The sequence below is a fragment of the Lederbergia graminis genome, from assembly GCF_042655485.1.
Taxonomy (GTDB): Bacteria; Bacillota; Bacilli; order Bacillales; family Bacillaceae_C; genus Lederbergia; species Lederbergia graminis.
The window spans coordinates 214,161-238,339 of the sequence record NZ_JBHSMC010000001.1; the positions used below are offsets into that span (position 1 = coordinate 214,161).

Sequence of the window (24,179 nt, forward strand, 5' to 3'; positions counted from 1 at the left end):
GTGATGATAAATGAATAAAGTAATTTTAGTTTTAGTGACAACAATTCTGTTAACAGGATGCGCAATAAATGAGAAACCAAAAGATGATACAATTGTAATAAGTGAAGAAAATGATGCAAACGAGAAAAAAATAAATCGTGATCCAAATGAAACAGAGTTGGTTTTGGAAGCTGGGTATTTTAATCATATTAAAGATGTGAATGGGTTACTTGAAATTCAAAATCCTGATAATACACTAGCATTAGTAAATAAGGATTTTGCATTACCTGGAGACTATGTACCGGAAGACTTAATCCGTCCTGATGTACGTTTTATCTTTGGGAATGAAGATGTGGAAAAAAGTTATTTGCGTAAAGAAGCAGCAGAAGCACTAGAAAGAATGCTTCAAGCTAGTGAATCAGATGGCATTTATTTATATGCTGTATCCGGTTATCGCTCGTATAAACGGCAGGATTCCATATTACAAGCTGAAATAGCAAATATTGGGGAAGAACAAGCTTTACAAGCTGTTGCCTTTCCTGGGAAGAGTGAGCACCAAACAGGCTTGTCCATGGATATAACAAGTGAAAGTGCACAGTTTTTGTTATCAGAAGCATTTGGCGAAACAGATGAAGGAGAATGGGCCAAGCATAATGCTCATCGTTTTGGTTTTATTCTCCGTTACCCTAAAGATAAAGAGAAAATTACAGGTTATCAATATGAGCCTTGGCATTTTCGATATGTAGGTGAACAGGCGGCTTCCATCATGTATGAAAAAAACTGGACGCTCGAAGAGTTTTTTCAACATGTGAAAAAAATATAGTTGTTTGAAAAATCAAGCCTCCTTAGACTTAAGGTAGGCTTGATTCATTTATAAGACTGTTTGCAACATAGTTCTTCTTTAATATTTAATAGAAAACTGTTAAAATAAAGAAGCTGTTGTAAATTATGAGCAGAATTACTTCGCGAATCTGCTGTAAAATGGAAGTGGTGAGTTTAGTGGAAAATGATGATCACTTAGTAAAACAAGAAGAAAATAATAATTACATAAGAATGAAAAAATTTAAATTTGTAATGATGCTTTTTATTGTTATTTTCTTAACAGCTGGTATTACTTTAGTAGCTCTTTCATTTGGAGATGAGAAAGTAGTCAAAATGGGCAGAATGGAATTCAACAAACTTTTTACTGCCTATGATGAATTAGTTGGAAAATACATGGATGATCTTGACAAAGAAGCATTAATAGATGGTGCTATCAATGGGATGGTAGATGCTATTGGTGACCCATATACCGATTATATGACTTCGGAGGAGAATGCTAAGTTTCAAGAAAGTGTTACATCTTCATTTGAAGGGATTGGAGCTGAAGTTCAAGAATTAGATGGCTATGTCACTGTCGTATCTCCGATTAAGGGATCACCTGCTGAAAAAGCTGGAGTTCGCCCGAATGATAGAATTGTAACGGTAGATGGTGAAAATATTCAGGGAATGAGTGCAACTGAAGCAGTTCTCCTAATACGAGGAGAAAAAGGAACACAAGTAACTCTTGGTATCCAAAGACAAGGCCAACAAGAGCTAATTGAAATTACAATAACTCGCGATCAAATTCCAATTAATACGGTTTATGCAGAAATGCTAGAAAACAACATAGCTAAAATACAAATTACAAACTTTTCTTCCCACACATTACAGGACTTATCAACTGCTATAAGTGATATGGAAGAGCAAGGGATGAAATCACTAATAATCGATGTTCGTAGAAACCCAGGTGGATTTTTAGACCAAGCCCTAATGATTTCTAATCTATTTGTTCCAGAAGGTAAAAATTTATATCAGATTGAGTACCGTGATGGAACTGTCATTCCCGAGAAGGCAAGGGGCGGGAAGAAAATTGATGTCCCTACAGTAGTCCTTATTGATGGAGGAAGTGCAAGTGCTTCTGAAATATTAGCTGCTGCTGTAAGTGAGTCAGCAAATATTCCGTTAGTTGGTGAAAAGTCGTTTGGTAAAGGAACAGTTCAAACGCAAAAAGATTTTGATGATGAATCTAATCTAAAATATACTATGGCAAAATGGTTAACACCTGAGGGAAACTGGATACATGAAAAGGGAATTACGCCTGATTATGAAGTTTCACTACCGGAGTATGCATCTCTACCATATATAAATCCAGATTTAGAATTGAAGGAATCTGTGATGTCCAAAGATGTAGAGGCAATAGAACAAATGCTTGAAGTATTAGGATTCAATCCAGGAAAAGTAGACCCATTTTTTGATGAAGAAACTGCAAAAGCTGTAATTGAATTCCAAAAGTCCGAAGAATTAGAGGAAACAGGAATTGTAACTGGAGAAACTACTATAAGATTAATGAGAAACTTAAGTGATTATTTACGTGAGAATGATCCACAAGTTCAAAAAGCAATAGAGGTATTAATTCAACAATAAACAGATCTTTACAAAAAAGACACCCAAGGTAAAGTCGCTTGCATGACTTACCTTGGGTATTTTTTATCTTTCTCCAAATTTAATAAATGTTCTTTCGTCTTCTATCAAACCACAAGATCCGCATTGTATTCGCTTATCAGGGCCGTTATAACTAGCATGAAATGGTCCAGCGTTATTTTCTTCAAATGTTTCTACAATTGTCCCAGATTGAGGGTCCAACTTCACAGCTTGTACAACTTGTTCTATTATATTAAACCTTGTGCGATTTGTTCTACAATTAGGACAACAATATGGAGTACTCATATATTTGTTATCTCCTTTATGTGTATTTTTAACAGTAGTTTTACCAAAATGGATAGAATTATTACTTATTTCATGAACCATGAAGGACATCTGCAATGTATCAACAAAAGGTATTCATCTTGCTTTAAAAATTGAGAAGCAATTGTAAAGAAAGTAATAAACAAGCTCTTTTTTAAATCTGTCAAGAGCTGATTAATAGTAATTTATGGTTATATTACCTCATTCAACCAATCAATAGATAGAATATAACTTTCAGCTACTAAGCAAATCTCCCTAAATAATAGGAATGTAAAAGTATTATAAAATAAATCAAATACTAGTCTATGAAACTTCCAATTCCATCCAAAAATATTACAAGAATCATATGATAATATGATGATGCAAGAAGATAGTAACTAAGGAGGAATTGAAATGAAAAAAGTTGTAGTATCCGCAATAGCTGCAGTATTAATTGCATCACCATTTGCTGGTAAAGCAGATGCTTCTGAACAAAATGAGGTTAAGAGTGAAAAAATATATTACCAGGTGAAAGTTTCCGAAAATATAAATTGGTATCAGTTTCTCCTCAAAAATGTACCAATTGATTGGAATCAATTATTATCCTTTAAACAAATACGTCCTTTAGAAAAACAAAAAGAAGTAGAGACTAAGCAGCCAATTGAGAAACCAGTTGAACAACCGAAACCGAGCCAACCAGTTGATAATAATACGGGCAAACAAAATCCAACTGAAGAAACAAATACTAACTTAAGTGTATTTGAACAACAAGTAATTGCTTTAACAAACCAAGAACGTGCGAAACATGGTTTAAATGCATTACAAGTTGACAGTGAATTGAGCAAAGTTGCAAGAGAAAAATCAAAAGATATGGCGAATAATCACTACTTTTCCCATAATAGTCCAACATATGGATCACCATTTGATATGATGAAGCAATTTGGTATCACTTATCGTACTGCAGGTGAAAATATAGCAATGGGGCAACGAACACCACAGGAAGTAGTTCAAGCATGGATGAACAGTGAAGGTCATCGTGCAAACATATTAAATAAGAACTTTACACATATTGGTGTTGGTTATGTAGCAGATGGAAATTACTGGACACAACAATTTATTGGAAAATAAATATATAAAAAAGCGAGCAGTATGGTACTTACTAGTACCTATGACTGCTCGCTTTCTTGTAGAGAAAATCGCTTTTGGACAATAAGTAAACGAAACGCTAATGTAATTGCTCCAATCGCTAAACCGATAATTAATCCTAGCCAAAATCCATATGGGCCCATACTCGTATTATTAGCAAGGATATATCCGATTGGCAAGCCAATAATCCAAAACGAAATGATTGCCATAATAAAGGTTACGTTAACATCCTTATATCCACGCAATGTCCCTTGAATTGGCGCAAGAATGGCATCGGATAATTGAAAAAATGCTCCAAAAAGTAAAAACTTCATTGTTAACTCGATTACTGCTAAATCATTACTATACATGTGTGAAATTTGTGGACGCAATATTATTAATAAAATACCGGTGACTAAGGAAATTGTTATTCCTGAACCAACGCCAATATAACTATATGATTTAGCATCCTTGTATCTTTTTGCTCCTACTTCGAACCCAACCAATATGGTTAACGCCATGGAGATACTTAAAGGTATCATATAAATAAATGAAGTAAAATTAAGTGCTGCTTGGTGAGCAGCGATAACGGTAGTACCAAATTTACTCATAAATAAAGTTACACTAGAGAAAATACTCGTTTCTATAAATATTGATAAACCGATTGGAAGGCCTAATAAAATTATTTCCTTCCATTTTTTGATAGAGGCTCTTGGAAAGCTATTAAATATACCAAAATGAATAAACGGTCGCTTTTTATGAATGATGTAGATCGCGATAACCAAAATTAACCAATATGTGATGGCGGACGCAATTCCAGAACCGATACCTCCTAGTTCCGGAAAGCCAAGTTTTCCATATATTAGTAGATAATTTAATATCACATTGATTGGCAGTGATAATAAGGTGATAAACATTGAAGTTCTAGTTTTTCCAAGTGCGTCAATGAAACTTCGTAACACCGTATAGATAAAAAGGGGAATAGTACCAATACTAATCGAAATCAAATAATATTGTGCTACGTGCCTTACATTTTCTTCTAAATTCATTCTATTTAAAATGGTTGGTAGGGTTAGCGCACCAATTACCATGATCAAGATTGCTAATGTGATGGCTACATATATACCTTGCAACACCGATGAAGAGACATCTTTCTTTTTTTGGGCACCAATGAGTTGAGCAACGATAGGGGTGATCGATAATAATATACCACTGATCCCCGTGGAAATAGGAATCCAATAGGAGGAACCTACAGCTACTCCGGCAAGATGATCTGATTTATAATTACCTGTCATAAGTATGTCAAAAAAACTCATGGCAAACATTGCAAGCTGTGTAACAAGAATGGGGACAAAAATAATTCCCAATTGTTTCATTTTTTCTTTGATTGTAAATGTCTGTTCCATTTCTTTCCCTCTGATTCTATTGTAGTACTCCAGATTATAGCACATTTTTACGAGCTTTAGATTATTTCAATATAAGTATATGGTTACAATAAAATTATTATGTAAACTAAACAAAAAAACACAAGACTGTCAGACGATGACAGTTCTTGTGTTCTATGCTTTTAATTGATGTTGGAATTCTTGTATGTTTGAATCCATTCTTAAATAGTGCATTGTATATAAATCACGTGGAATTTCATACAAGTCATAAATTATTTTTTCTTGATTAATTTGCTGGAATACAGCAGAACGGCTCTCATTTGCTAAAGTAGAGTAGGGGAGTTTCTCCGCAGCTTTTTTGGAGCGAATATTCTCTTGACGTATTCGCATATACACTGTTTCAATTTCTTTATCAAAAAACAGTTCTTGAAAAAAAGCGTCCTTAGCTAAAGAATTATATCCCTTACCATGATATGGTTTTCCAATCCAAGTTCCTAGAAATCCCGCATTATCTCGAATATCAAATAAATTAATGGTACCAATTGGATTATCCCATTCATCTAGAATAGTTCTAGAGATTAGTTCACCACGTTCTTCAGCTTCAATTGTTTGTTTCGTTAAAAACATAAATTCCTCGAATGAGTAAGCTTTATGACGAACAAAAGGGAAGACATCCGGGTGCGTCATTAATTCAAATAGAGCATGACATTCATGCCCAGATAATTCGCGTTTCTTGAGCATTTTATACCCTCCAAGTCAGGGCAGTCCCGTAGTATCCGTTCCTACCCTCGAAATTTTTTAAAGTTGCATAAAAAATTTCGGGGTGGGAATCGAACCCACTAGAACCAGCATCAAAGAAACTGGTGGCGCACCATTTGCCTTCCCTCCATTATGAGCTTTATTTAGTTTTTATCACATAATGCCATCATACAAAAAAAAATGGGGTTTGAAAATAAGAAAGTTAAATATAAATTTTGCTATTTTTCGCTCTTTTTTGACATTTGCTTTTTTCCCACGCATATATGTGGACAACCTCTCATATAATGGTTCCATACCTCACAATAGGGGGAGCTTTATGAATATTAGAGAATACTATGCTGCCATGTCGCGTTTATATTTACATCAAGTGATTTTGTGTACGATATTTTTTTGTATCCTTATTCTTCCTAGTTTAAAAATTATTCAATTTATACCTACAGTAGGTGTAGGTATTTTCATTATAATAATGATTGTGTATTTTTCCATTCGCTATTTGTATTTTACCTATAAAAGTACAACATTACCTATTCCTAATAAATATGAAGCAACGAATAAATATATCATGATAGATACATCAATCTCTTCGTATAATTGGAAGTTATATACAGAAGATGGTTTTTGTCGATACTCTATATTAAAACTATCAAAGAAAGAAAAAAAGTTGTTATTAAAAGCGGATGATAAAAAAGCAAAGGCGTTACGAATAATCGATCATTATGAGAATAAGCAATGGAATATATTCAATAATCGGGACAGTATGACGATTATCTCAGATAATAATCATATTGTTTTTAAGGCTTTAAAAATCGACAAAAGAGAGTATATCGCCAATAATGGGCAAGATCATTATCGGATGTTAAAGTCAGCTAGCTATTGTGTAATTTCCAAAAACGGAAATAAAATAATGACAATCTCAACGGGATTAATGCCATTACGTATGCAAAAGTTATTTTATTCAAGTACCCCGATTATCGGTTTTGCAAATGATATTACAGACTACGAGCGTCATTTTTGTTTAGGATTATTTCTTAAGTAATTACATTAGTTGACCGGAGTTAATCATATCTAAAACTTGTAGGAATGGCTGTTCCTTCTTAGTGACAAAAAAATGTGAAAAGGGATCACCTAACGTTTGCAATCTTTTTTGGACGGATTGGATGGTGAAGGAGGTAGGTGACAATTCTTCATTAATCTCGTCCCAGAAAATGGGTGCTGCTACAAGCCCTTTCGAATGGTTTCTAACAGAATAGGGAGCAATAATTGTTTTCCCTTCTGCATGCTGTATAAAATCGACATATAACTTCCCACCACGGTTCTTCTTCAAGCGCTCTATAGTGAAAGAATCAGGATCGTACGTAACTAAAAAGTTCGCAATAAATTCAGTGAAAACACGAGTTTCTTTCCATGTGAATGTATTGTCTGGTAAGGGAATATATACTTGCATTCCTTTATTCCCTGATAGTTTCACAAATCCAGTAAGATGGAATGAATCTAGTACTTTTTTTACAATTTTTGCAGCATGTTTTGCTAAATGAAATTCATCTCGAGAAGGTGGATCAAGATCAAGTACGATTTCACTTACAAATGGACTATCAATTGTTTGAAATGGAATATGGAATTCAATTGCTAATTGATTTCCAAGCCATATAAGCGTTTCTAAATCATTGCATATAATCATTTCATTATCATCATGTATTGCACTTTGTACAAATTCGGGTGCAAATTCAGGCTTACTTTTTTGATAAAAGCTTTCTCCAAACTCACCGTGTGGAGCACGTATGACAGTAAGGAAGCGATTCTGCAAAAAAGGTAAAATATAGCTAGAGCAATTCCGAAGATAACGTAAAAAATCTAATTTCGTATTACCAAGTACTTTCCATAATACTTTGTCAGGATGTGTAATTGATACGGATGGAGGAAATTTTGCATCTGATATTAAAAAATGCTCATACGTACACTCAGTTGGTTTTACTTCTAGCTGTAACCCTTTAAAATAAGGTTCGCGAAGTTGTTCTCCATTCCATTCTAAGTAGTGAAGTTCTAGGCAAATACTTGGATGAATGTAATAGATGTTTGCAGCTTTTTGATATGCATTTTGGATAATTGTCCTTTTTAAAGCATGCTTAACTTCTGAGTCTAATCCATTAACAAAATTACCTAGTGTGAAAATTTCATCACCATCGAATACTCCAACATAGAAATAACCATTACTTTCGTCATATGCAGTGAGAAAACAAGACACAGTACGCCAGTTTTTTAGTTTCATCCATGTATGTGTTCGTTTTCCTTCCTCCCATGTACTATTTTTTGTTTTTGCCACAATGCCTTCACTATTATGCAATAGCACATATTGTTCTAATTCTGAGTAATTGTGATAGCTTTGAATGGCTTGAAGCAAACATGTATCGGACATGCTTGGTTTTAACGGCCAATTCAATTTCTCGCAGATACTTGCTAATTTTTGTTTCCTTTTCATGAAGGGAAGTTGCTTATATCGTTCTTTATTAGAACGCAAAATATCAAATAAAATGAATGTGCATGGTCTTTTTTCAGCTGCCTCATTTATTTTTATTTTGTTTTTTAATCTGCCTCGTTTTTGGATTTCTTGAAAATTCCCCTTATAGTTATTCTCCATAATAATAATTTCTCCATCGAGAATAAGTGGTAAAAACTTGGATGCAGCTTTCGTATTTTCTCGAAGGAATTGTTGTAATTCTGGAAATTGTGGTAATAAGTCTTTCCCATTCCTACTCCATATGTGAACATTAGACTCTGTCCATTCGATAATAGCTCGAAATCCATCATATTTAACTTCATATACCCAATCCCCATGCATTGGAGGATCGAAAGATAGCGTTGGCAACATTGGTTTTAGCATTTTGCAACTCCTATTTTTTTCATTAGTGTATCCTATTTAAAATAAAATTTTCCCAATTGTTTCTGCGCATGTAGTGTTCATCTATGCAAAAGCTAAAGAAAAACAAACAGGAAAGGGTGAGATAGATGCATACAATGTGGAAAGGAAGTATTAGCTTCGGTTTAGTAAATATTCCAATAAAGCTTCATGCAGCTACAGAAGATAAAGATATAAAGTTTCGTTCACTTCACGATAAGTGCCATACTCCGATTAAATATGAAAAGATGTGTCCTACTTGTGAGAAGGAATTAGATATGAAAGAAATTGTGAAAGGGTATGAGGTGTCAAAAGGAAAATATGTAATTGTGGAGGATGATGAGTTAAAGGCACTAAGTGAGGGTGGAGGAGAGAAGGCTGTTGAAATGATAGATTTTATTAAGGTAAGCGAAATTGATCCCATCTATTTTAACAGAAGCTATTATATGTCTCCTGATGGCGGAGGAGCGAAAGCATATGGATTACTGCGAAAAGCACTTATTGAATCTGAAAAAGCTGGGTTAGCTAAAATAATGTTAAGATCAAAAGAGCAATTAGCTGTTATTCGTGTGTATGAAGGTGTTTTATTAATGGAAACAATTCATTACCCTGATGAAGTTAGAAATGTAAAAGAAGTACCAAATATACCAGCTAGTGATGAAGTATCAAAAAAGGAAATCGATACTGCTATTTTATTAATTGATCAATTGACTACTACATTTGAACCGGAAAAATATAAAGATGATTATCGAGAAAAAGTGATTCAATTAATTGAATCTAAAACAAATGGTAAAGAAATGGTAAGTGTGAAAGAGAAGGAGCCAGCTAAGCAAATGACAGATCTAATGGCGGCATTGCAAGCTTCTATTGACCGGACTAAACCAGCTCAAAAGCAAACGAAAAAGGCACCAGCAAAACGAAAAAAAGCTGTTAAAAAAGAAGCATAAATTTTTTTTCTGGAAAATGTTTTATTTATGAGAAAATGGGTAAAATAGATAACGACTAACCCAAACCTTTATTGGGAAAGAATTCCGGATAAGGAAAAAAGATTTTATCCATTTTCTTGCTTTTTCATTATCACTCATGTATGATAAGGATGAGCTTAAATAACGTTTAATAATCCTTTTTCTCCAATCTTTACAAAGGTTGGTTTGCTAAGTCAATTCTCATTGGCGCGGTCAAGGAGCCGCAAAGACGGGAGAGAGGAAGGGCTTTCGTTGTTTTGGATTATCAATTAGTAATCATTTAAAGCTATCTGTCATTACCGCGTAACACTAGGCTGCATTTCAATATTATCTTTTTTTTGGAGTTACGATTCGCATGTTATAATGAATATCTGCTCCAATGTAGGTATTGATTATAATATGTGAATTTTTATTTACATCGGTAAATATGAGTAACATATTAAAAAATTTTTGGAGGTTTTTACCAATGGCAACAGGTACAGTAAAATGGTTTAACAGTGAAAAAGGATTTGGCTTCATCGAAGTTGAAGGCGGAAACGATGTATTCGTTCACTTCAGCGCTATTCAAGGAGAAGGTTACAAAACACTTGACGAAGGTCAACAAGTTGAATTTGAAATCGTTGAAGGACAACGTGGACCACAAGCAGAAAACGTTGTTAAACTATAATAAGTTCACAGAAAAACTGCCCTATTAATGGGCAGTTTTTTGTTTGCATTATAACTCATCAAATCCATTTAAATCACTCGTTTTCGTATATTGACGTGATTTTTGTTCGAAGAAGTCTGTTTTTGTCCCGTCAAAATTATCAACATAAGCACGGATCCACTTCATAGGATTTTTTGTGTGCTCCTCATATATATCACTTAATCCAAGTAGGCGAAGCATTTTATTGGCACGATATTTAATATACCCTTCCATCTCTATTAGATCAATCCCGTCTATTGCATGTAATACATAATGACTCCAGTGAATTTCTTGTTCGACGGAATGGCGAAATTGATCATATACCCACTCTGTAAATTCTTCTGTATTATATTCTGGGTTTTCTGCAAGTGTTGCACGGAATAATTCGCTTATAAAACGTCCATGCTGAAGCTCGTCCCGATTAATATATGATATCATTGTAGATGTACCTACCATTTTTTGGTTGCGTGCTAAATTATAAAAGAATGCAAATCCGGAATAAAAGAATAATCCTTCCAATAATGATGTATAGACCATTGCTTTTAAGACGGTATGAATAGTAGGGTTTATAGCAAATTCATTATATACTTCAACTATTCTTCGATTACGCTCTAGTAGTACTTTATCTACTCTACCTGTTTCAAATGATTCAATTTGATCTTGTAATGTAGTGACCGAAGAGAGTACATAAGCATAACTATGGTTATGTTCACTTTCCTGATCAGCAATCGTTGCCATAATAGATTTGACTGATGGATCAGTTGCGAATTGAGCTATTCTAGCTGCGATATCTGTTTGTGGTCCATCTAAGGTAGCAAGTAAACCAATTATTTTTAAAAATGCATCTTGTTCTTCTATTGATAATGTTGGGAATTGCTTAATATCATGTGTCATATCTACTTCACTAGCACGCCAAAACAAAGCTCGTATTTGTTCGCGATGCTGATAAAAATGTGGATATGCAATATCATTCCAATTGAGTATTCCACTAGCTTTCCCTCCAAAAAGGGCGGTTGACTTATTTGGATTTACTGGTTCTAATACACTAACTTTCCTAAGTGTTGTTGACAATGTTTCATTACTCCTTCCGTCCATTCAATAACCTTCATTTCTTGAAAACCCCTAGGACTTTGCTCGATTTTTAATGGGGGATAAGTAGATTGATAAAACTTTGCTAATTTGACAGTTGCAAAACAAAATAATTGGTCACCACCAAACTGTGTATCACCTGTTCCAAAAACGTAAATATTCGGTGGTTTATATCCAAGTTCATATACAAAATCCTTTACATCTATTGGTGTTGCACCTTTTCCCCATGTAAAGGTGCCTAAAAACATAACATCGTATTGGCGAGGATCTGGAATTTGTCCAGATCCTATTCGATACAAACTTACTTCATGTCCATCCAATGTAAGCTTATCCATCATTATTTTTGCAACCTCTTGCGTATTTCCACTGAAACTTGCATAACAGATTAAGATTCGCACCATTCACATTCCTCAATATCCGACGCAGTTGATCGGACGTAATATGTTGTTTTTAATCCTGCTTCCCAGGCTTGTAAATGTAAATCAAGCATAATTTGAGCTTTGATTGTATTTGGCACGTAAAAGTTAAAAGAAATCGATTGGTCAATGTGCTTTTGTCTTATAGCATTTTGTAATATAGACCATCTTTGATCAACGATATATGCAGAACGACGATAAATATTGTACGTATAATGATCTAAATCTGGTGCAACTACAGGTAATTTATAATCTTTCTTCTCCTCATAATAGAAAGGTTTGAAAATAGGATCAATACTTGCAGTTGATCCTGCAATAACAGAAGTACTAGAATTAGGTGCAACTGCCATTAAGTAACCGTTCCGAATTCCAAATTCTTTAACATCTTGTGCAACTTCTTTCCAATTACTAGCATTTTCACCTTCAAAATAGCCGCGTTGACTAAAATATTCTCCAGTATCCCACTCGCTGCCTGAAAATGTTGGATAAAATCCTTTTTCTTTCGCTAATTCCATGCTTGCTTTTATTGATAACATGGCAATTTTTTCGTATAAATTATCTGCGAGCTCCACTGCAGCTTTTGATTCCCACTTAATACCTTTTAAAGCTAACAAATGATGCCAACCGAAAGTCCCTAACCCAATTGCGCGATATTTTTTATTCGTCCTCATTGCTTGTTTTACATCAATCGTATTTAAATCGATAACGTTGTCTAACATTCTTACTTGGATAGGGATTAGTCGTTCTAGCACATTATCAGGAACAGCTTTACCTAAGTTAATAGAGGAGAGGTTACAAACAACAAAATCACCGGCCTTTTTATACGTAATGATCGTATCTCCGTCGATTATTTCTTCATATTGTATTGTCGGAGACATATTTTGCATTATTTCTGTACATAGGTTACTAGAGTAAATCATGCCTTTATGCTTATTAGGGTTTTTTCTATTTACTTCATCTCGGTAAAACATGAACGGAGTACCAGTTTCTAATTGAGATTTCATAATCCTGGCCATAATTTTGATCGCTGGAATTTTTGTTTTCCTTAATTCATTATTCTGAATGCACTCTTCATATTTTTTACGAAAAGTACCATTTCCTTTTGTTTCATCAAAGTAATCCTCAAGAGCAAATCCCATTACATTTTTAACTTCATGCGGGTCAAATAAATACCAATCCCCACGTCTTTCTACTTGTTCCATAAAAAGATCTGGAATACATACTCCAGTAAAGATATCATGAGCACGTTGTCTTTCATCACCGTTATTTAATTTTAAGTCTAAGAAGGAGAGGATATCTGCATGCCACACATCAAGATAGACAGCAATTGCTCCTTTTCTACGACCTAACTGATCGACACTAATTGCAGTATTGTTAAGTTGTTTAATCCATGGCAGAACTCCGGATGACGCACCTTTAAATCCTTTAATGGAACTCCCACGACTTCGAACCTTACCCATATATACGCCAATTCCACCGCCATCTTTGGAAAGTCTTGCTACATCTGTGTTACTGTTATAGATTCCCATCAATGAGTCTTCTACAGTGTCAATGAAACAACTAGAGAGTTGTCCATGTGCAAGTCCTGCATTTGCTAAAGTTGGAGTAGCTACCGTCATATATAAATTAGATAGTGCCCAATATGCTTCAGCCACAAGTTCAAAGCGTTTTTCTCTTGGTTCATCTTGCATTAAATGAAGTGCAATCACTAGCCATCTTTCTTGAGGGAGCTCATACACATTTTTTTCGTGGTCGGTAGCAAGATATCTAGTTGCTAATGTATGTAAGCCGATATAATCAAATAATAAGTCACGTTCAGGTTCTATTAAACTAGCAAATTCTATGATTTCTTGGCGAGAATATTTTTGAAGGATATGATGCGAATAAATCCCCATACCTGCCAATGTCTTGAGTAAACCATAGAAATCTCCATATTTCATTTCTTGATCATATGCTCGATTTTGACTCGCTTTTTTATACAAATCACGTAAATAAATTCTTGCAGCTGCATAGGACCATTCCGTATTCACTTCGTCCACATTTTCTAATGCGGTTTTTATTAATAGGGAGGTTATTTGTTCTGCTTTGATTTCATCTTTTGCTTTTATACTCCGTAAAACTTTTTCATTAAAATCTGATGAATTAATAGATACAACATTGTTAATAAATGAAATTAGTCTTTGTTCATCAAACGGTAGATTTCTATTTCCTTTTTCTTTTGTAATCATTGTAGACAATGGATACACCCTTTCATATTTTCATAAAAAAAATCTGCCCCAGGAATGGAGCAGATCAAACGATAGGGAAAATAAAGACAAGAAAACTTTCGCTATCGTTTCATCTTCTCAAATCCCCGAAGAATTGAAACTCAGACAATATATGGTAGGTCTCCTGACTTATGCTTCATTCTACTAGGACCTTCCCACATCTCAATTGATGCAGTGGTTACTCCGTTCGTCCACATTTACAGTTGCGGGGACAGTTCCGGATTTACACCGGATTCCCTATTAAGCCTTTTATAGGCACCTTATATCGTAAGATCAACATATTGTATTTGCTTTTGTTAAAAATAACTAAATATTGTGTTCGATTTACATATTAGCATGTGAGATAAAATTTGGCAATACAAAAAGCATCATTCAACTCAGAATGTATCTAGCAATGTTACAATGTAATAATATAGGGGAGGGATTCGCTTGAAAGCAGTTGTACATGAAAAAATAGCTGGAATAAATGGATTAACCTATCGAGATATGGAAGAAAAAAATCCAGGTAATGGTGAGGTAAAAGTAAAATTAAAAGTTGCCGGATTAAATCATCGGGATTTATTTGTTCTCCATCGCCATAAACCAACAGATCCACCATTAATTATTGGTTCTGATGGAGCTGGTATTATTGAAGCAATAGGAGAAGATGTTACAAATGTACAAGTTGGTGATGAAGTTATTATCAATCCTGGACTCCATTGGGAAAAAGAAAGCCCTGCACCTCCGGAAAACTTTGATCTTATTGGTTTACCTGGGCATGGGACATTTGCAGAGAAAATTATTATTCCAGCTGAAAATGCAATTCCAAAGCCAAGCTACTTAACTTGGGAGGAAGCTGGAGTATTTACATTGGCTGCCTTAACAGCATATCGGGCACTATTTACTAGAGCAAACATAAAAGAAGGTGAAACGTTATTGCTACCTGGAGTAGGAAGCGGAGTTGTGACATTCATACTTCAATTTGCAAAAGTGGTAGGTGCGAATGTGTATGTTACATCCCGTTCAACTGAAAAGGCAGTTAAGGCACTCGAACTTGGAGCAGGTAAAGCAGTTGATAGTAATGGAGATTGGGATTTACAACTTGCAGGTGAGAAAGTAGACAAAGTAATTGAATCAGTTGGTGCTGCTACCTTTGATAAATCACTTCATCAGTTAAAACGTGGAGGAACGATTGTTATTTTTGGAGCTTCAGCGGGAGATATTGTCCAGTTCAATCTCCGTGATTTTTTCTATGGTCAATATAATTTACTAGGATCTACAATGGGAAGTGCAGAGGAGTTAACTGCATTAATTAATTTTATGGAAAAACATGAAATAAGACCAGTTATGGACAAAATGTACCCATTGAGTGATTATCAGAAAGCATTTGAACGCTTAGAAGCAGCAAATCAATTTGGGAAAATTGGTTTCGTAATAAAATAAGATAAAGAGGTTGAGACAAAATGATATTCCTTTGTCTCGACCTCTTTTATGTGGAAAGTAATAAAGTGTTTATTGTTTACATTTTTCGACTCCCGAAGTATTATTATTTAGTGTTGCGAAATACTTTGTGGAGGATACATCGTATGTCATGGAGTTTTGGGGTTTGGTCTAAATGGCAAAAATGCAGTTCAAATGTAAGGAATACAATATATGGAAATGTCTTAACTCAGATTGGTCTAGGGATTTTTATGGTGATATATAACTTTTATATCCGGGAGCTAGGTTACCCAGATCAATTAAACGGTAAAGTTATTTCAATGACCGCATTAGCAACGGCATTGATTTTAATACCTGCGGGTTTGTTTAGTGATAAGTTTGGGCGAAAGAAATTAATTCTGTTTGGTATCATTTTAACTGGTTGTTCTCTTATAACTAGGAGTTTGATTGAACCAGCATTATTTTTGGTAGGTGCTGCATTTGTTACTGGGCTCACTCAAGCGTTAATTCAAGTTTCAATGATTCCAATTCTTGCGGAAAATTCATTACCAAAACAACGAATACAACTTTTTGCACTCCATTCGGGATTGATGACCGCTGCTAATGTAATAGGGAATTTATCTGGTGGTGTAATGACTGATATTTTTGGTACAGTGTTCACACCGATTTTTAGCATTAGGCTAACATTAATAGTAGGTGCAGTCATCTTTCTATTAGGGATTGTACCGATTGGAAGAATAGATGAAAAGATAAGTAGAAACCAAACGGTTAAAAAAGAATTGCAAGTAAATATATTGCGAAAATTAAAGAATCAGAAGGCAAGCGTTAAAATCATCACATTATTTGCCATTGCTCAATTGGTTATAGGACTAGGGTCAGGCCTAGTGATTCCTTATCTTAACTTGTATTTTGCTGATCGTTTTCAAGCCACCAATTCGTCGATTGGTTTCATTATTGCTTTAGGGCAAGCAGCAACAGCTATTGCTATGTTTATTGGACCAGCGGTAGTAAGGAAAATTGGGGAAGTTAAAGCTGTAGTCTTTCTTCAAATGGCTTCTTTGCCTTTTTTACTTTTAACAGCATTTACGAATAATTTGATACTTGCAACAATAGGGTTTCTATTTCGACAGGCGTTAATGAATGCAGGTAATCCGATTCAAATGTCCCTGATGATGGGGAAAGTCGATAATTCAGTTAAAGGATTTGCGAATTCGGTCAATCAAATGGTATTTCAATTAGGATGGGCGTTTATGGGACCGATATCGATGGGGCTTGTTGCTACATATGGTGCATATCATGGGTATGCATTTGTGTTCTCTATTACTTGTATTCTATATTTTATTGCGTCAACTTATTTTTATTTTGTATTTAAGAGTATTAATAATGACCATACTGTTTTGGTTGAAAAAGGAGAGGACACCAAAGTTTCATAGGTGTCCTCTTTGTTAATATTTAGTTTTTAGTTTTATTAAGGTGGAATTTTCTGCGTTAGGGTATGGACTACCACCTTTAGGTTCGATGCTTATTAGAAGGTATTCCATTACTTCTTGTGGTCGTTTTTTTACGTATACTTGGCCATTTCCGTTCATGACACGAATAATCCCAGCATCATGTTGTCCATTTACCCATATTTGGTAATCTTTATTCGCAATAGGTTGAAGCCCATCTACAGAGAAATAAAACGCATCAGTTTGTTTGCCAATCATTACATATCCATTTTTCATACCTGTTCGTTCTGTCTCTAATTCATATACTGCAGCATCAGCTGTATTTGTTAAATGGTTCTTATTAGCAGGTGATTCATATTGGAAAAAGAGAAATAATAGTGCTGCAACTATCATTGCTCCAATTGTTGGTGTTAGTACTAATGGATTTCTTTTCTTCTCGAATTTGATTCGATCTTGTTTCTTATATGTGTTTAATACTCGCTCCTTTAGTTTGGAAGAAGGTTGCCTAATTGGCTCTACTAGAACGTCTGATTTCCATCCAACATATTGAGAGTAACAGTAATCACATTCATGTATGCATTTATTTACATATATTTTTTTATCGTTACCTAGTTTGCCAAGTATAAAATCAAGCATTTCTTCATCAGTACAATGATTACATATCATGTTTATCATCATCTCCTCCCAATGAATTAAAGCTTTTAGATTGCTGCAGTTCTTTACGTAGATTCTTTATTCCATATCGTACAAGAGATTTAACAGTACCTAGTGGAACTTTTAGTTTTTCTGCAAGTTCACGATGTGAGAAATTGTTAAAGTAACTTCCGTAAATAGCTTTTTGTTGAGGAAGAGGTAGTTTTTTTAGAGCTTTATATATTAATTGTTGTTCAAATCTGGTTATTACCTTATCTTCCACAGATAACTGATGGGAAGGAAGGGATGTTTCTCTTTCTTCATTAATATCGCCTGTAAGTAATTCTCTTCTTCTCCTTATTAAATCTAGACATCTACTTCTCGTCCTAATCGCAAGCCATGCTTCAATACTTCCCCTTGACTTTTCGTATGTAGACGCTTTCTTGCTGATTTCAATAAAAATATCGTGGCAAATATCTTCTGCTTCTTGTTCCTTTTGTAATACTTTATAGGCAATAGAAAAAACGAAGCTATGATAACGATCGTAGAACATTTCAAATGCTTCCTGTGATCCATTTTCTATTTGTTCCAATAAATAATGGCCATCCTCTGAAAACCTCACCATTTTTTCACCGCCCATACAATTCTATTTATACTCTATTTTTATCAAAGATTATAAAAATTTAAAACCCTTATTAAAAAATTTGTCAAAATATAAATCCAAAAATAGTTTTCGTGCGTACAGAGTATAAAGAATATATTTAGGGGGAACATGTTATGTTGAAAAAAGTTTTACAATCTATCATTCTATTAGCATTATTTACATCGCTAATATTCCCGTTGCAAAGTGCTTATGCAGCTGAGCCAATTGAGTTGCATACTCCTTATACGGGAATATCCGTAACACCAGGAGAATCAATTACCTATACATTTGATGTAATTAATAATTCATCATCTATTCAACATATCAATATTGAATTACAAGGTATTAAAGAAGGATGGGATTATTCTTTAACTGCAGGTGGTTGGAATCTCCATGAATTATCAGTAAAACCAGGAGATACGGATACAATTTCAGTAAACTTAAGAGTTCCACTTCAAATCGAAAAAGGAACATATAAATTTAAAGCGGTTGCAGAATCTACAAGTGGTATTAAACGTGAATTGCCAATGGAAGTTGTAGTTACAGAAAAAGGAACGTTTAAAACTGAGTGGACATCTGAACAAACAAATCTAACAGGACATGCAGACTCATCATTTGAATACTCAGCGAAATTAACAAATAGAACAGGTAGTGAACAAACATACGCACTTATTGCAGGTGCTCCTAGAGGTTGGGGTGTAGATTTCAAGGTAAGTGGTAAAAGTGTTACGTCTGTAACGGTTGATTCCAATAAGAACCAAGATGTAACAATTGTTGTTACACCTCCAGCACAAGCTGAAGCTGATACGTACCAAATACCGATTAGAGCAACAAATGATTCCACATCAGGTGATATAGTATTAGAGGCTGCTATTACAGGATCTTTTGGATTAGAGTTAACGACTCCTTCCGGAAAACTAAGTGAGAATATTACAGCTGGAAAAGATACAAAAGTTGAACTTGTTGTAAAGAATACAGGTACAACACCAATTAATGATGTCAATTTAAATGCAAATAAACCAGAGGGCTGGGATGTGGAGTTTGAACCAGCAAAAATTAACGCTCTAGAACCTGGTAAGACTGCTACTGTTCATGCAAAAATCACTGCGAATAGTAAGGCTGTTGCAGGTGATTACGTTGTTGAAATGACAGCTAGTGCGCCAGAAGCTACTGCTGATGCTCAATTCCGTATGTCAGTAAAAACATCCCTAGTCTGGGGCTGGGTTGGAGTATTAGTTATTCTAGCTGTAATCGGAGGCATTTTTTATCTTATCCGTAAATATGGGAGGAGATAAGAATGGATGAGATTATTACTATAGAAGGTTTAACAAAAAAGTATGGTGAAAAAGTTGCGGTAGACCGTCTAAACTTATCCATAACAAAAGGGGAAATATTTGGTTTGTTAGGACCTAATGGTGCTGGAAAGTCAACGACTATTCTAATGCTCTTAGGTTTATCCGAACCAACAGATGGTAGTGTAACCGTTTGTGGATACAATTCAACGAAAGAACCAATTGAGGTTAAAAGAAAAGTTGGATATTTACCAGACCAGGTTGGTTTTTATGAAAATCGTACTGGATTAGAAAACTTATTAATAACAGCTACCCTAAATGGGCAAAGTCGAGCTGCTGGTAAGGAGAAAGCATTACAATTACTAGAACAAGTTGGACTTACTTATGCAGCAAATCAAAAAACAGGTACTTATTCACGAGGTATGAAACAGCGTCTGGGACTAGCTGATGTTCTTATTAAAGACCCAGAAGTGATTATTCTGGATGAACCTACTCTGGGGATTGACCCAAAAGGGGTGAAGGAACTACTTCAGCTTATTCGAAATTTAAGTAAGGAGAATGGGCTTACAGTAATGCTCTCCTCGCATCACCTTCACCAAGTTCAGCAAATTTGTGATCGTGTTGGATTATTTGTAAACGGACAGTTGCTAGCAAAAGGTACAGTTGAATCACTTGCAAAGCAACTGTTTGGGGAAGAGGGGCAACAAATAAAAGTAAGTGCAACTCCGATTACTGAAGATATTATAGAGCGGATACAAACGTTGCCTGGAGTAGAAAAGTTAGCGTTTGATAAAGAAGAGATAACTCTATTAAGTAAAGAGGATTCAACTCTACAACAAATTATTGATGTTATTATTTCATCAGGAAGCAATTTGACAGCACTATCACAAGAAAAAGTCGGATTGGATGAAATTTATCAGCGCTATTTTGAGGGAGCTGGAGAAAGGTGAAAATCATTCAAAAAATAAATTTATTTCAATCAAAGAAAGATGAGCCTAAGTTAAAGAGGACTAACTCTTCTATTCATCCTTTCTGGGTTTTAGTACAGAAGGAAGCTTCAGATCACGTGTCAAGTTGGCGAGTTATTATATTAGTGATTTTATTAGCTCTTACATGTTTTGGGTCATTATATACTGCATTAAGTGGCATACGCGAAGTTGCAGCAGAAATAACAACAGATGATGCTTTCTTATTTTTAAAACTATTTACTATACGTGATCCTAATGGAACATTACCTGCGTTTTATGAGTTTGTTAGTTTTATTGGACCATTATTGGGAATTGCACTCGGCTTCGATGCGGTTAATTCTGAATATAATAAAGGCACTTTAAGCAGAGTGGTGTCGCAACCAATACCGAGAGATTACATTATTAACGCAAAGTTTGTTTCATCCATTTTAATAATTAGTGCGTTGTTATTTTCACTTGGATTTTTAGTAATAGGTCTCGGCATTATTATGATTGGCATACCACCAACTCCAGAGGAATTTTTACGTATATTCAGCTTCATCATTCTTAGTATTTGTTATATTGCATTTTGGGTTAACTTATCGATATTGTTCTCGATTAGGTTTAAACAGGCTGCAACATCTGCGCTAAGCAGTATCGCGATATGGTTGTTTTTCACTGTGTTCTATTCGATGATTGTTAAATTGATTGGAGATTCTATTTATAATGGGGAAGCAATTGAACAGGTAACGGCAAATCAAGAATTAATTGCAAATTTATCCCGATTCTCACCAAGTTATTTATTTAGTGAGGCAACGATGGTGTTACTTTCACCATCAATTAGAACATTAGGTCCATTATCGATGGAACAATTAGTTGGTGCTTTACCAAGTGCTTTACCACTAAGTCAAAGCTTATTAATAATTACTCCACAGCTAATTGCACTCATAGCTGCAACATTAATATGTTTTGGCATTTCATATGCTTCATTTATGCGTAAAGAAATTCGAAGCTAGTAAAATTCTCTAAAATCACTCACTTTCAAAAGAAAAGTTGATGAATCACCTATTTTTATATTAAAATTAGGGGGCTGATTCAAATTTGAAAGTGAGTGTTCTTTATGGGACGTAAATGGAACAATATTAAAGAGAAAAAAGCTTCAAAAGATGCGAATACTAGTCGTATTTATGCCAAGTTTGGTCGAGAAATATATGTCGCTGCGAAACAAGGAGAACCAGATCCTGAATCTAATCGTGCATTGAAAGTTGTACTAGAGCGTGCAAAAACGTATAGTGTGCCAAAGGCAATTATTGATCGTGCGATTGAGAAAGCAAAAGGTGGTTCAGAAGAAAACTTTGATGAACTACGCTATGAAGGTTTTGGACCAAATGGATCGATGATAATCGTTGATGCTTTAACGAATAATGTAAATCGTACAGCGTCTGATGTTCGAGCAGCATTTGGGAAAAATGGCGGTAATATGGGTGTTAGTGGATCAGTTGCATATATGTTTGATTCTACAGCTGTGTTCGGAATCGAAGGTAAAACTGCAGATGAGGTACTAGAAATTCTTATGGAAGCTGATATTGATGCTCGCGATATCATTGAAGAAGATGATGCAGTTATTATTTATGCAGAACCTGATCAATTCCATGCTATACAAGAAAGTTTTAAAGAGATAGGTATCACAGACTTTACAGTAGCTGAAATTACCATGCTAGCTCAAAATGAGGTTACGCTAGACGAACAGTCACAAGCTCAATTCGAGAAGCTTATTGACGCATTAGAAGACCTAGAAGATGTTCAACAAGTCTACCACAACGTGGACTTAGGAGAATAATAAGAAGAATGAGCTGTCCAAATAAAGTCATTGAATTTGACTTGTTTGAACAGCTCCTTTTTTTATTGGCTCTGTTAAAGTTCATTGTTGTTAACAACTTAGTTGATTGTAGCGAGTGTACAGGAGCGAAAATCAACAACAGAGTTTAACAGAGCTTTTTTATTAAGCAACAAATGCAAAATATAATATAAATAATACCCCTAAAACATACATAATTGGATGTATTTCCTTAAAGCGTTTTTGAGCAATAAGAGTTAATGGATATAGGATAAAACCTAAGCCGATCCCTGTAGCAACACTAGACGTTAAAGGCATCATAATAATAATGATGAATGCTGGAATAACAATCTCTAATTTACTCCAGTTAATTTTACTAATTTCCATTGCCATTAATGAGCCAACAATAATTAAAGCTGGCGCAGTTACTTCTTCCGTTATGACGGAAAGTAAAGGGGAGAAAAATAGTGTAATAAAGAAACAAATGGAAATAATAATAGAAGTAAAACCAGTACGTCCACCGACCGCAATTCCTGCAGTTGATTCAACAAATGAAGCAGTAGTAGATGTCCCAAAGATCGCCCCAAGTACACCTGATGTAGAATCAGCAACAAGGGCTTTCCCAGCATTAGGTATTTTATTATCTTTCATTAAGCCGGTCTTACTAGCTACTGCAATTAATGCACCCGCCGTATCAAAAAAGGCTACGATTAAAAATGTGAAAATTACAGCTATGATTTCGGGTGAGAAAATATCATCTAGATGAATGAAAACAACACCGAAAGTTGGTTTTAAACTAGGAATATCACCGACAATCGAAGTAGGAATTTCGATTAATTTAAAGAACATCCCGATAATGGTTGTGATGACCATACCGTAAAAAATCCCACCATTAATTCCTCTTACTAACATAATGATTGTAATCATGAAACCAAAGCAGGCTAAAGCTGTTGCAGGAGAGGTCAAGTCTCCGATCGCAACAAATGTATCATTGTTTGAAACAACAATACCAGCATTCTTAAAACCGATAAAAGCAATAAAAAAACCAATTCCTGTTGCAATCGCATGTTTCAGATCTTTTGGAATTACATTAATTATTTTTTCTCGAATTTTCATAAAGCTTAAAATCATGAAGATAATACCAGCAACAAATACACCTGTTAATGCTATTTGCCATTCAATCCCCATTCCAATACAGACAGAAAACGTAAAGAATGAGTTTAGGCCCATACTAGGAGCAATACCTATCGGGTAGTTCGCTAGTATACCAATTAATAATGAACCAACGATAGCAGATAATGCAGTCGCTGTAAAAACAGCTCCTTTATCCATTCCTGATTGACTTAAAATAATAGGATTTACGATTAGGATATAGGCCATGGAAAGAAACGTGGTGATTCCAGCAAGTGTCTCTTTCTTATAAGTTGTATTACGTTCATGAAATTGAAAAAAATTGCGCATCAAGATTAACTCCTATTCTATAAAGGAAATACATTAAAAACGTTGACCAATTTGTGTCAACGTTCTTCGTCAGCAAGAATAGGAAAAAATACTATTTTCTCTTATTCCTGTAGACAAGCTATTTATGGTAGCTGGTAGACACGTCCAATCCATATTATTGGACTTATACAGGTTTGCTATCACAACAACAA

22 protein-coding genes and 2 riboswitches are annotated in these 24,179 nt (G+C 34.8%); of the genes, 12 read left to right on the forward strand and 10 right to left on the reverse strand.

What is annotated here, in order from left to right; genetic code table 11:
- The first annotated feature begins 10 nt into the window (after window positions 1–10).
- Window positions 11–802, forward strand: a complete 792-nt coding sequence (locus ACFPM4_RS01185; RefSeq protein WP_382346693.1) for a M15 family metallopeptidase — start codon at window positions 11–13, stop codon at window positions 800–802.
- Window positions 803–927: 125 nt separating this feature from the next.
- On the forward strand, window positions 928–2,424 hold the full coding sequence (locus ACFPM4_RS01190) for a lmo1851 family serine protease (protein WP_382346696.1): 1,497 nt from the start codon (window positions 928–930) through the stop codon (window positions 2,422–2,424).
- Window positions 2,425–2,487: 63 nt separating this feature from the next.
- On the opposite strand, the gene ACFPM4_RS01195 is transcribed toward ACFPM4_RS01190, so the two are convergent.
- Window positions 2,488–2,727 (reverse strand): DNA alkylation repair protein, encoded by a 240-nt coding sequence (locus tag ACFPM4_RS01195; RefSeq protein ID WP_382348121.1) that lies wholly within the window; start codon window positions 2,725–2,727, stop codon window positions 2,488–2,490.
- A 411-nt stretch (window positions 2,728–3,138) separates the two neighbouring features.
- Between ACFPM4_RS01195 and ACFPM4_RS01200 the strand changes: the two genes are divergently transcribed.
- Window positions 3,139–3,852: a CAP domain-containing protein gene (locus ACFPM4_RS01200; protein WP_382346699.1), complete on the forward strand. Its 714-nt coding sequence runs from the start codon at window positions 3,139–3,141 to the stop codon at window positions 3,850–3,852.
- Between the two features lie 38 nt (window positions 3,853–3,890).
- Here the strand turns inward: ACFPM4_RS01200 and ACFPM4_RS01205 are convergent, their stop codons facing one another.
- Window positions 3,891–5,255 (reverse strand): MATE family efflux transporter, encoded by a 1,365-nt coding sequence (locus ACFPM4_RS01205; protein WP_382346703.1) that lies wholly within the window; start codon window positions 5,253–5,255, stop codon window positions 3,891–3,893.
- 153 nt (window positions 5,256–5,408) lie between these two features.
- Entirely contained in the window at window positions 5,409–5,975 is a 567-nt protein-coding gene (locus ACFPM4_RS01210; protein WP_382346706.1) for a GNAT family N-acetyltransferase, read from the reverse strand.
- A 334-nt stretch (window positions 5,976–6,309) separates the two neighbouring features.
- On the opposite strand from ACFPM4_RS01210, the gene ACFPM4_RS01215 reads away from it, so the two are divergent.
- Window positions 6,310–7,029, forward strand: a complete 720-nt coding sequence (locus ACFPM4_RS01215) for a hypothetical protein (RefSeq protein WP_382346709.1) — start codon at window positions 6,310–6,312, stop codon at window positions 7,027–7,029.
- On the opposite strand, the gene ACFPM4_RS01220 is transcribed toward ACFPM4_RS01215, so the two are convergent.
- Window positions 7,030–8,871, reverse strand: a complete 1,842-nt coding sequence (locus tag ACFPM4_RS01220; protein ID WP_382346712.1) for a DNA ligase D — start codon at window positions 8,869–8,871, stop codon at window positions 7,030–7,032.
- A 125-nt stretch (window positions 8,872–8,996) separates the two neighbouring features.
- Between ACFPM4_RS01220 and ku the strand changes: the two genes are divergently transcribed.
- Window positions 8,997–9,833 (forward strand): non-homologous end joining protein Ku, encoded by an 837-nt coding sequence (ku, locus tag ACFPM4_RS01225; RefSeq protein ID WP_382346716.1) that lies wholly within the window; start codon window positions 8,997–8,999, stop codon window positions 9,831–9,833.
- A 484-nt stretch (window positions 9,834–10,317) separates the two neighbouring features.
- Window positions 10,318–10,518 (forward strand): cold-shock protein, encoded by a 201-nt coding sequence (locus ACFPM4_RS01230; protein WP_144919921.1) that lies wholly within the window; start codon window positions 10,318–10,320, stop codon window positions 10,516–10,518.
- Window positions 10,519–10,566: 48 nt separating this feature from the next.
- Here ACFPM4_RS01230 and ACFPM4_RS01235 read toward each other — a convergent pair whose 3' ends face one another.
- From ACFPM4_RS01235 to ACFPM4_RS01245, 3 genes are read right to left on the reverse strand one after another with little or no spacing between them, the layout of a single operon-like run.
- Window positions 10,567–11,607 carry a ribonucleotide-diphosphate reductase subunit beta gene (locus tag ACFPM4_RS01235; RefSeq protein ID WP_382346719.1) on the reverse strand — a complete coding sequence of 347 codons (1,041 nt, stop codon included), beginning with the start codon at window positions 11,605–11,607 and terminating at the stop codon, window positions 10,567–10,569.
- A complete protein-coding gene (locus ACFPM4_RS01240) occupies window positions 11,574–12,026 on the reverse strand; it encodes a flavodoxin (protein ID WP_382346722.1) in 453 nt (150 codons plus the stop codon). The genes ACFPM4_RS01235 and ACFPM4_RS01240 overlap by 34 nt, the downstream gene beginning before the upstream one ends.
- Window positions 12,011–14,269, reverse strand: coding sequence for a ribonucleoside-diphosphate reductase subunit alpha (locus ACFPM4_RS01245; RefSeq protein WP_382348124.1), 2,259 nt, complete (start codon window positions 14,267–14,269; stop codon window positions 12,011–12,013). The genes ACFPM4_RS01240 and ACFPM4_RS01245 overlap by 16 nt, the downstream gene beginning before the upstream one ends.
- Before the next feature lie 136 nt (window positions 14,270–14,405).
- Window positions 14,406–14,586, reverse strand: a riboswitch (cobalamin riboswitch).
- A 151-nt stretch (window positions 14,587–14,737) separates the two neighbouring features.
- Here ACFPM4_RS01245 and ACFPM4_RS01250 point away from each other — a divergent pair.
- A complete protein-coding gene (locus ACFPM4_RS01250) occupies window positions 14,738–15,730 on the forward strand; it encodes a zinc-binding dehydrogenase (protein WP_382346725.1) in 993 nt (330 codons plus the stop codon).
- 143 nt (window positions 15,731–15,873) lie between these two features.
- Complete coding sequence (locus ACFPM4_RS01255; RefSeq protein WP_382346728.1) at window positions 15,874–17,160, forward strand: MFS transporter; 1,287 nt, start codon at window positions 15,874–15,876, stop codon at window positions 17,158–17,160.
- Window positions 17,161–17,172: 12 nt separating this feature from the next.
- Here ACFPM4_RS01255 and ACFPM4_RS01260 read toward each other — a convergent pair whose 3' ends face one another.
- Window positions 17,173–17,850: an anti-sigma factor domain-containing protein gene (locus ACFPM4_RS01260; RefSeq protein ID WP_382346731.1), complete on the reverse strand. Its 678-nt coding sequence runs from the start codon at window positions 17,848–17,850 to the stop codon at window positions 17,173–17,175.
- Window positions 17,831–18,433 (reverse strand): RNA polymerase sigma factor, encoded by a 603-nt coding sequence (locus ACFPM4_RS01265; RefSeq protein WP_382346734.1) that lies wholly within the window; start codon window positions 18,431–18,433, stop codon window positions 17,831–17,833. Before ACFPM4_RS01265 ends, ACFPM4_RS01260 begins: the two co-directional genes overlap by 20 nt.
- Window positions 18,434–18,585: 152 nt before the next feature.
- Between ACFPM4_RS01265 and ACFPM4_RS01270 the strand changes: the two genes are divergently transcribed.
- The 4 genes from ACFPM4_RS01270 to ACFPM4_RS01285 all read left to right on the forward strand — a co-directional run bounded on the left by ACFPM4_RS01270 (window position 18,586) and on the right by ACFPM4_RS01285 (window position 22,530).
- Window positions 18,586–19,746 carry a COG1470 family protein gene (locus tag ACFPM4_RS01270; protein WP_382346737.1) on the forward strand — a complete coding sequence of 387 codons (1,161 nt, stop codon included), beginning with the start codon at window positions 18,586–18,588 and terminating at the stop codon, window positions 19,744–19,746.
- A 2-nt stretch (window positions 19,747–19,748) separates the two neighbouring features.
- Window positions 19,749–20,693 carry an ABC transporter ATP-binding protein gene (locus ACFPM4_RS01275; protein ID WP_382346740.1) on the forward strand — a complete coding sequence of 315 codons (945 nt, stop codon included), beginning with the start codon at window positions 19,749–19,751 and terminating at the stop codon, window positions 20,691–20,693.
- Window positions 20,690–21,706: an ABC transporter permease gene (locus ACFPM4_RS01280; RefSeq protein WP_382346743.1), complete on the forward strand. Its 1,017-nt coding sequence runs from the start codon at window positions 20,690–20,692 to the stop codon at window positions 21,704–21,706. The genes ACFPM4_RS01275 and ACFPM4_RS01280 overlap by 4 nt, the downstream gene beginning before the upstream one ends.
- 104 nt (window positions 21,707–21,810) lie before the next feature.
- On the forward strand, window positions 21,811–22,530 hold the full coding sequence (locus ACFPM4_RS01285) for a YebC/PmpR family DNA-binding transcriptional regulator (RefSeq protein WP_382346746.1): 720 nt from the start codon (window positions 21,811–21,813) through the stop codon (window positions 22,528–22,530).
- A 162-nt stretch (window positions 22,531–22,692) separates the two neighbouring features.
- Here the strand turns inward: ACFPM4_RS01285 and ACFPM4_RS01290 are convergent, their stop codons facing one another.
- Window positions 22,693–23,988 carry an NCS2 family permease gene (locus tag ACFPM4_RS01290; RefSeq protein ID WP_382346749.1) on the reverse strand — a complete coding sequence of 432 codons (1,296 nt, stop codon included), beginning with the start codon at window positions 23,986–23,988 and terminating at the stop codon, window positions 22,693–22,695.
- Window positions 23,989–24,078: 90 nt separating this feature from the next.
- Window positions 24,079–24,179: riboswitch (purine riboswitch) on the reverse strand.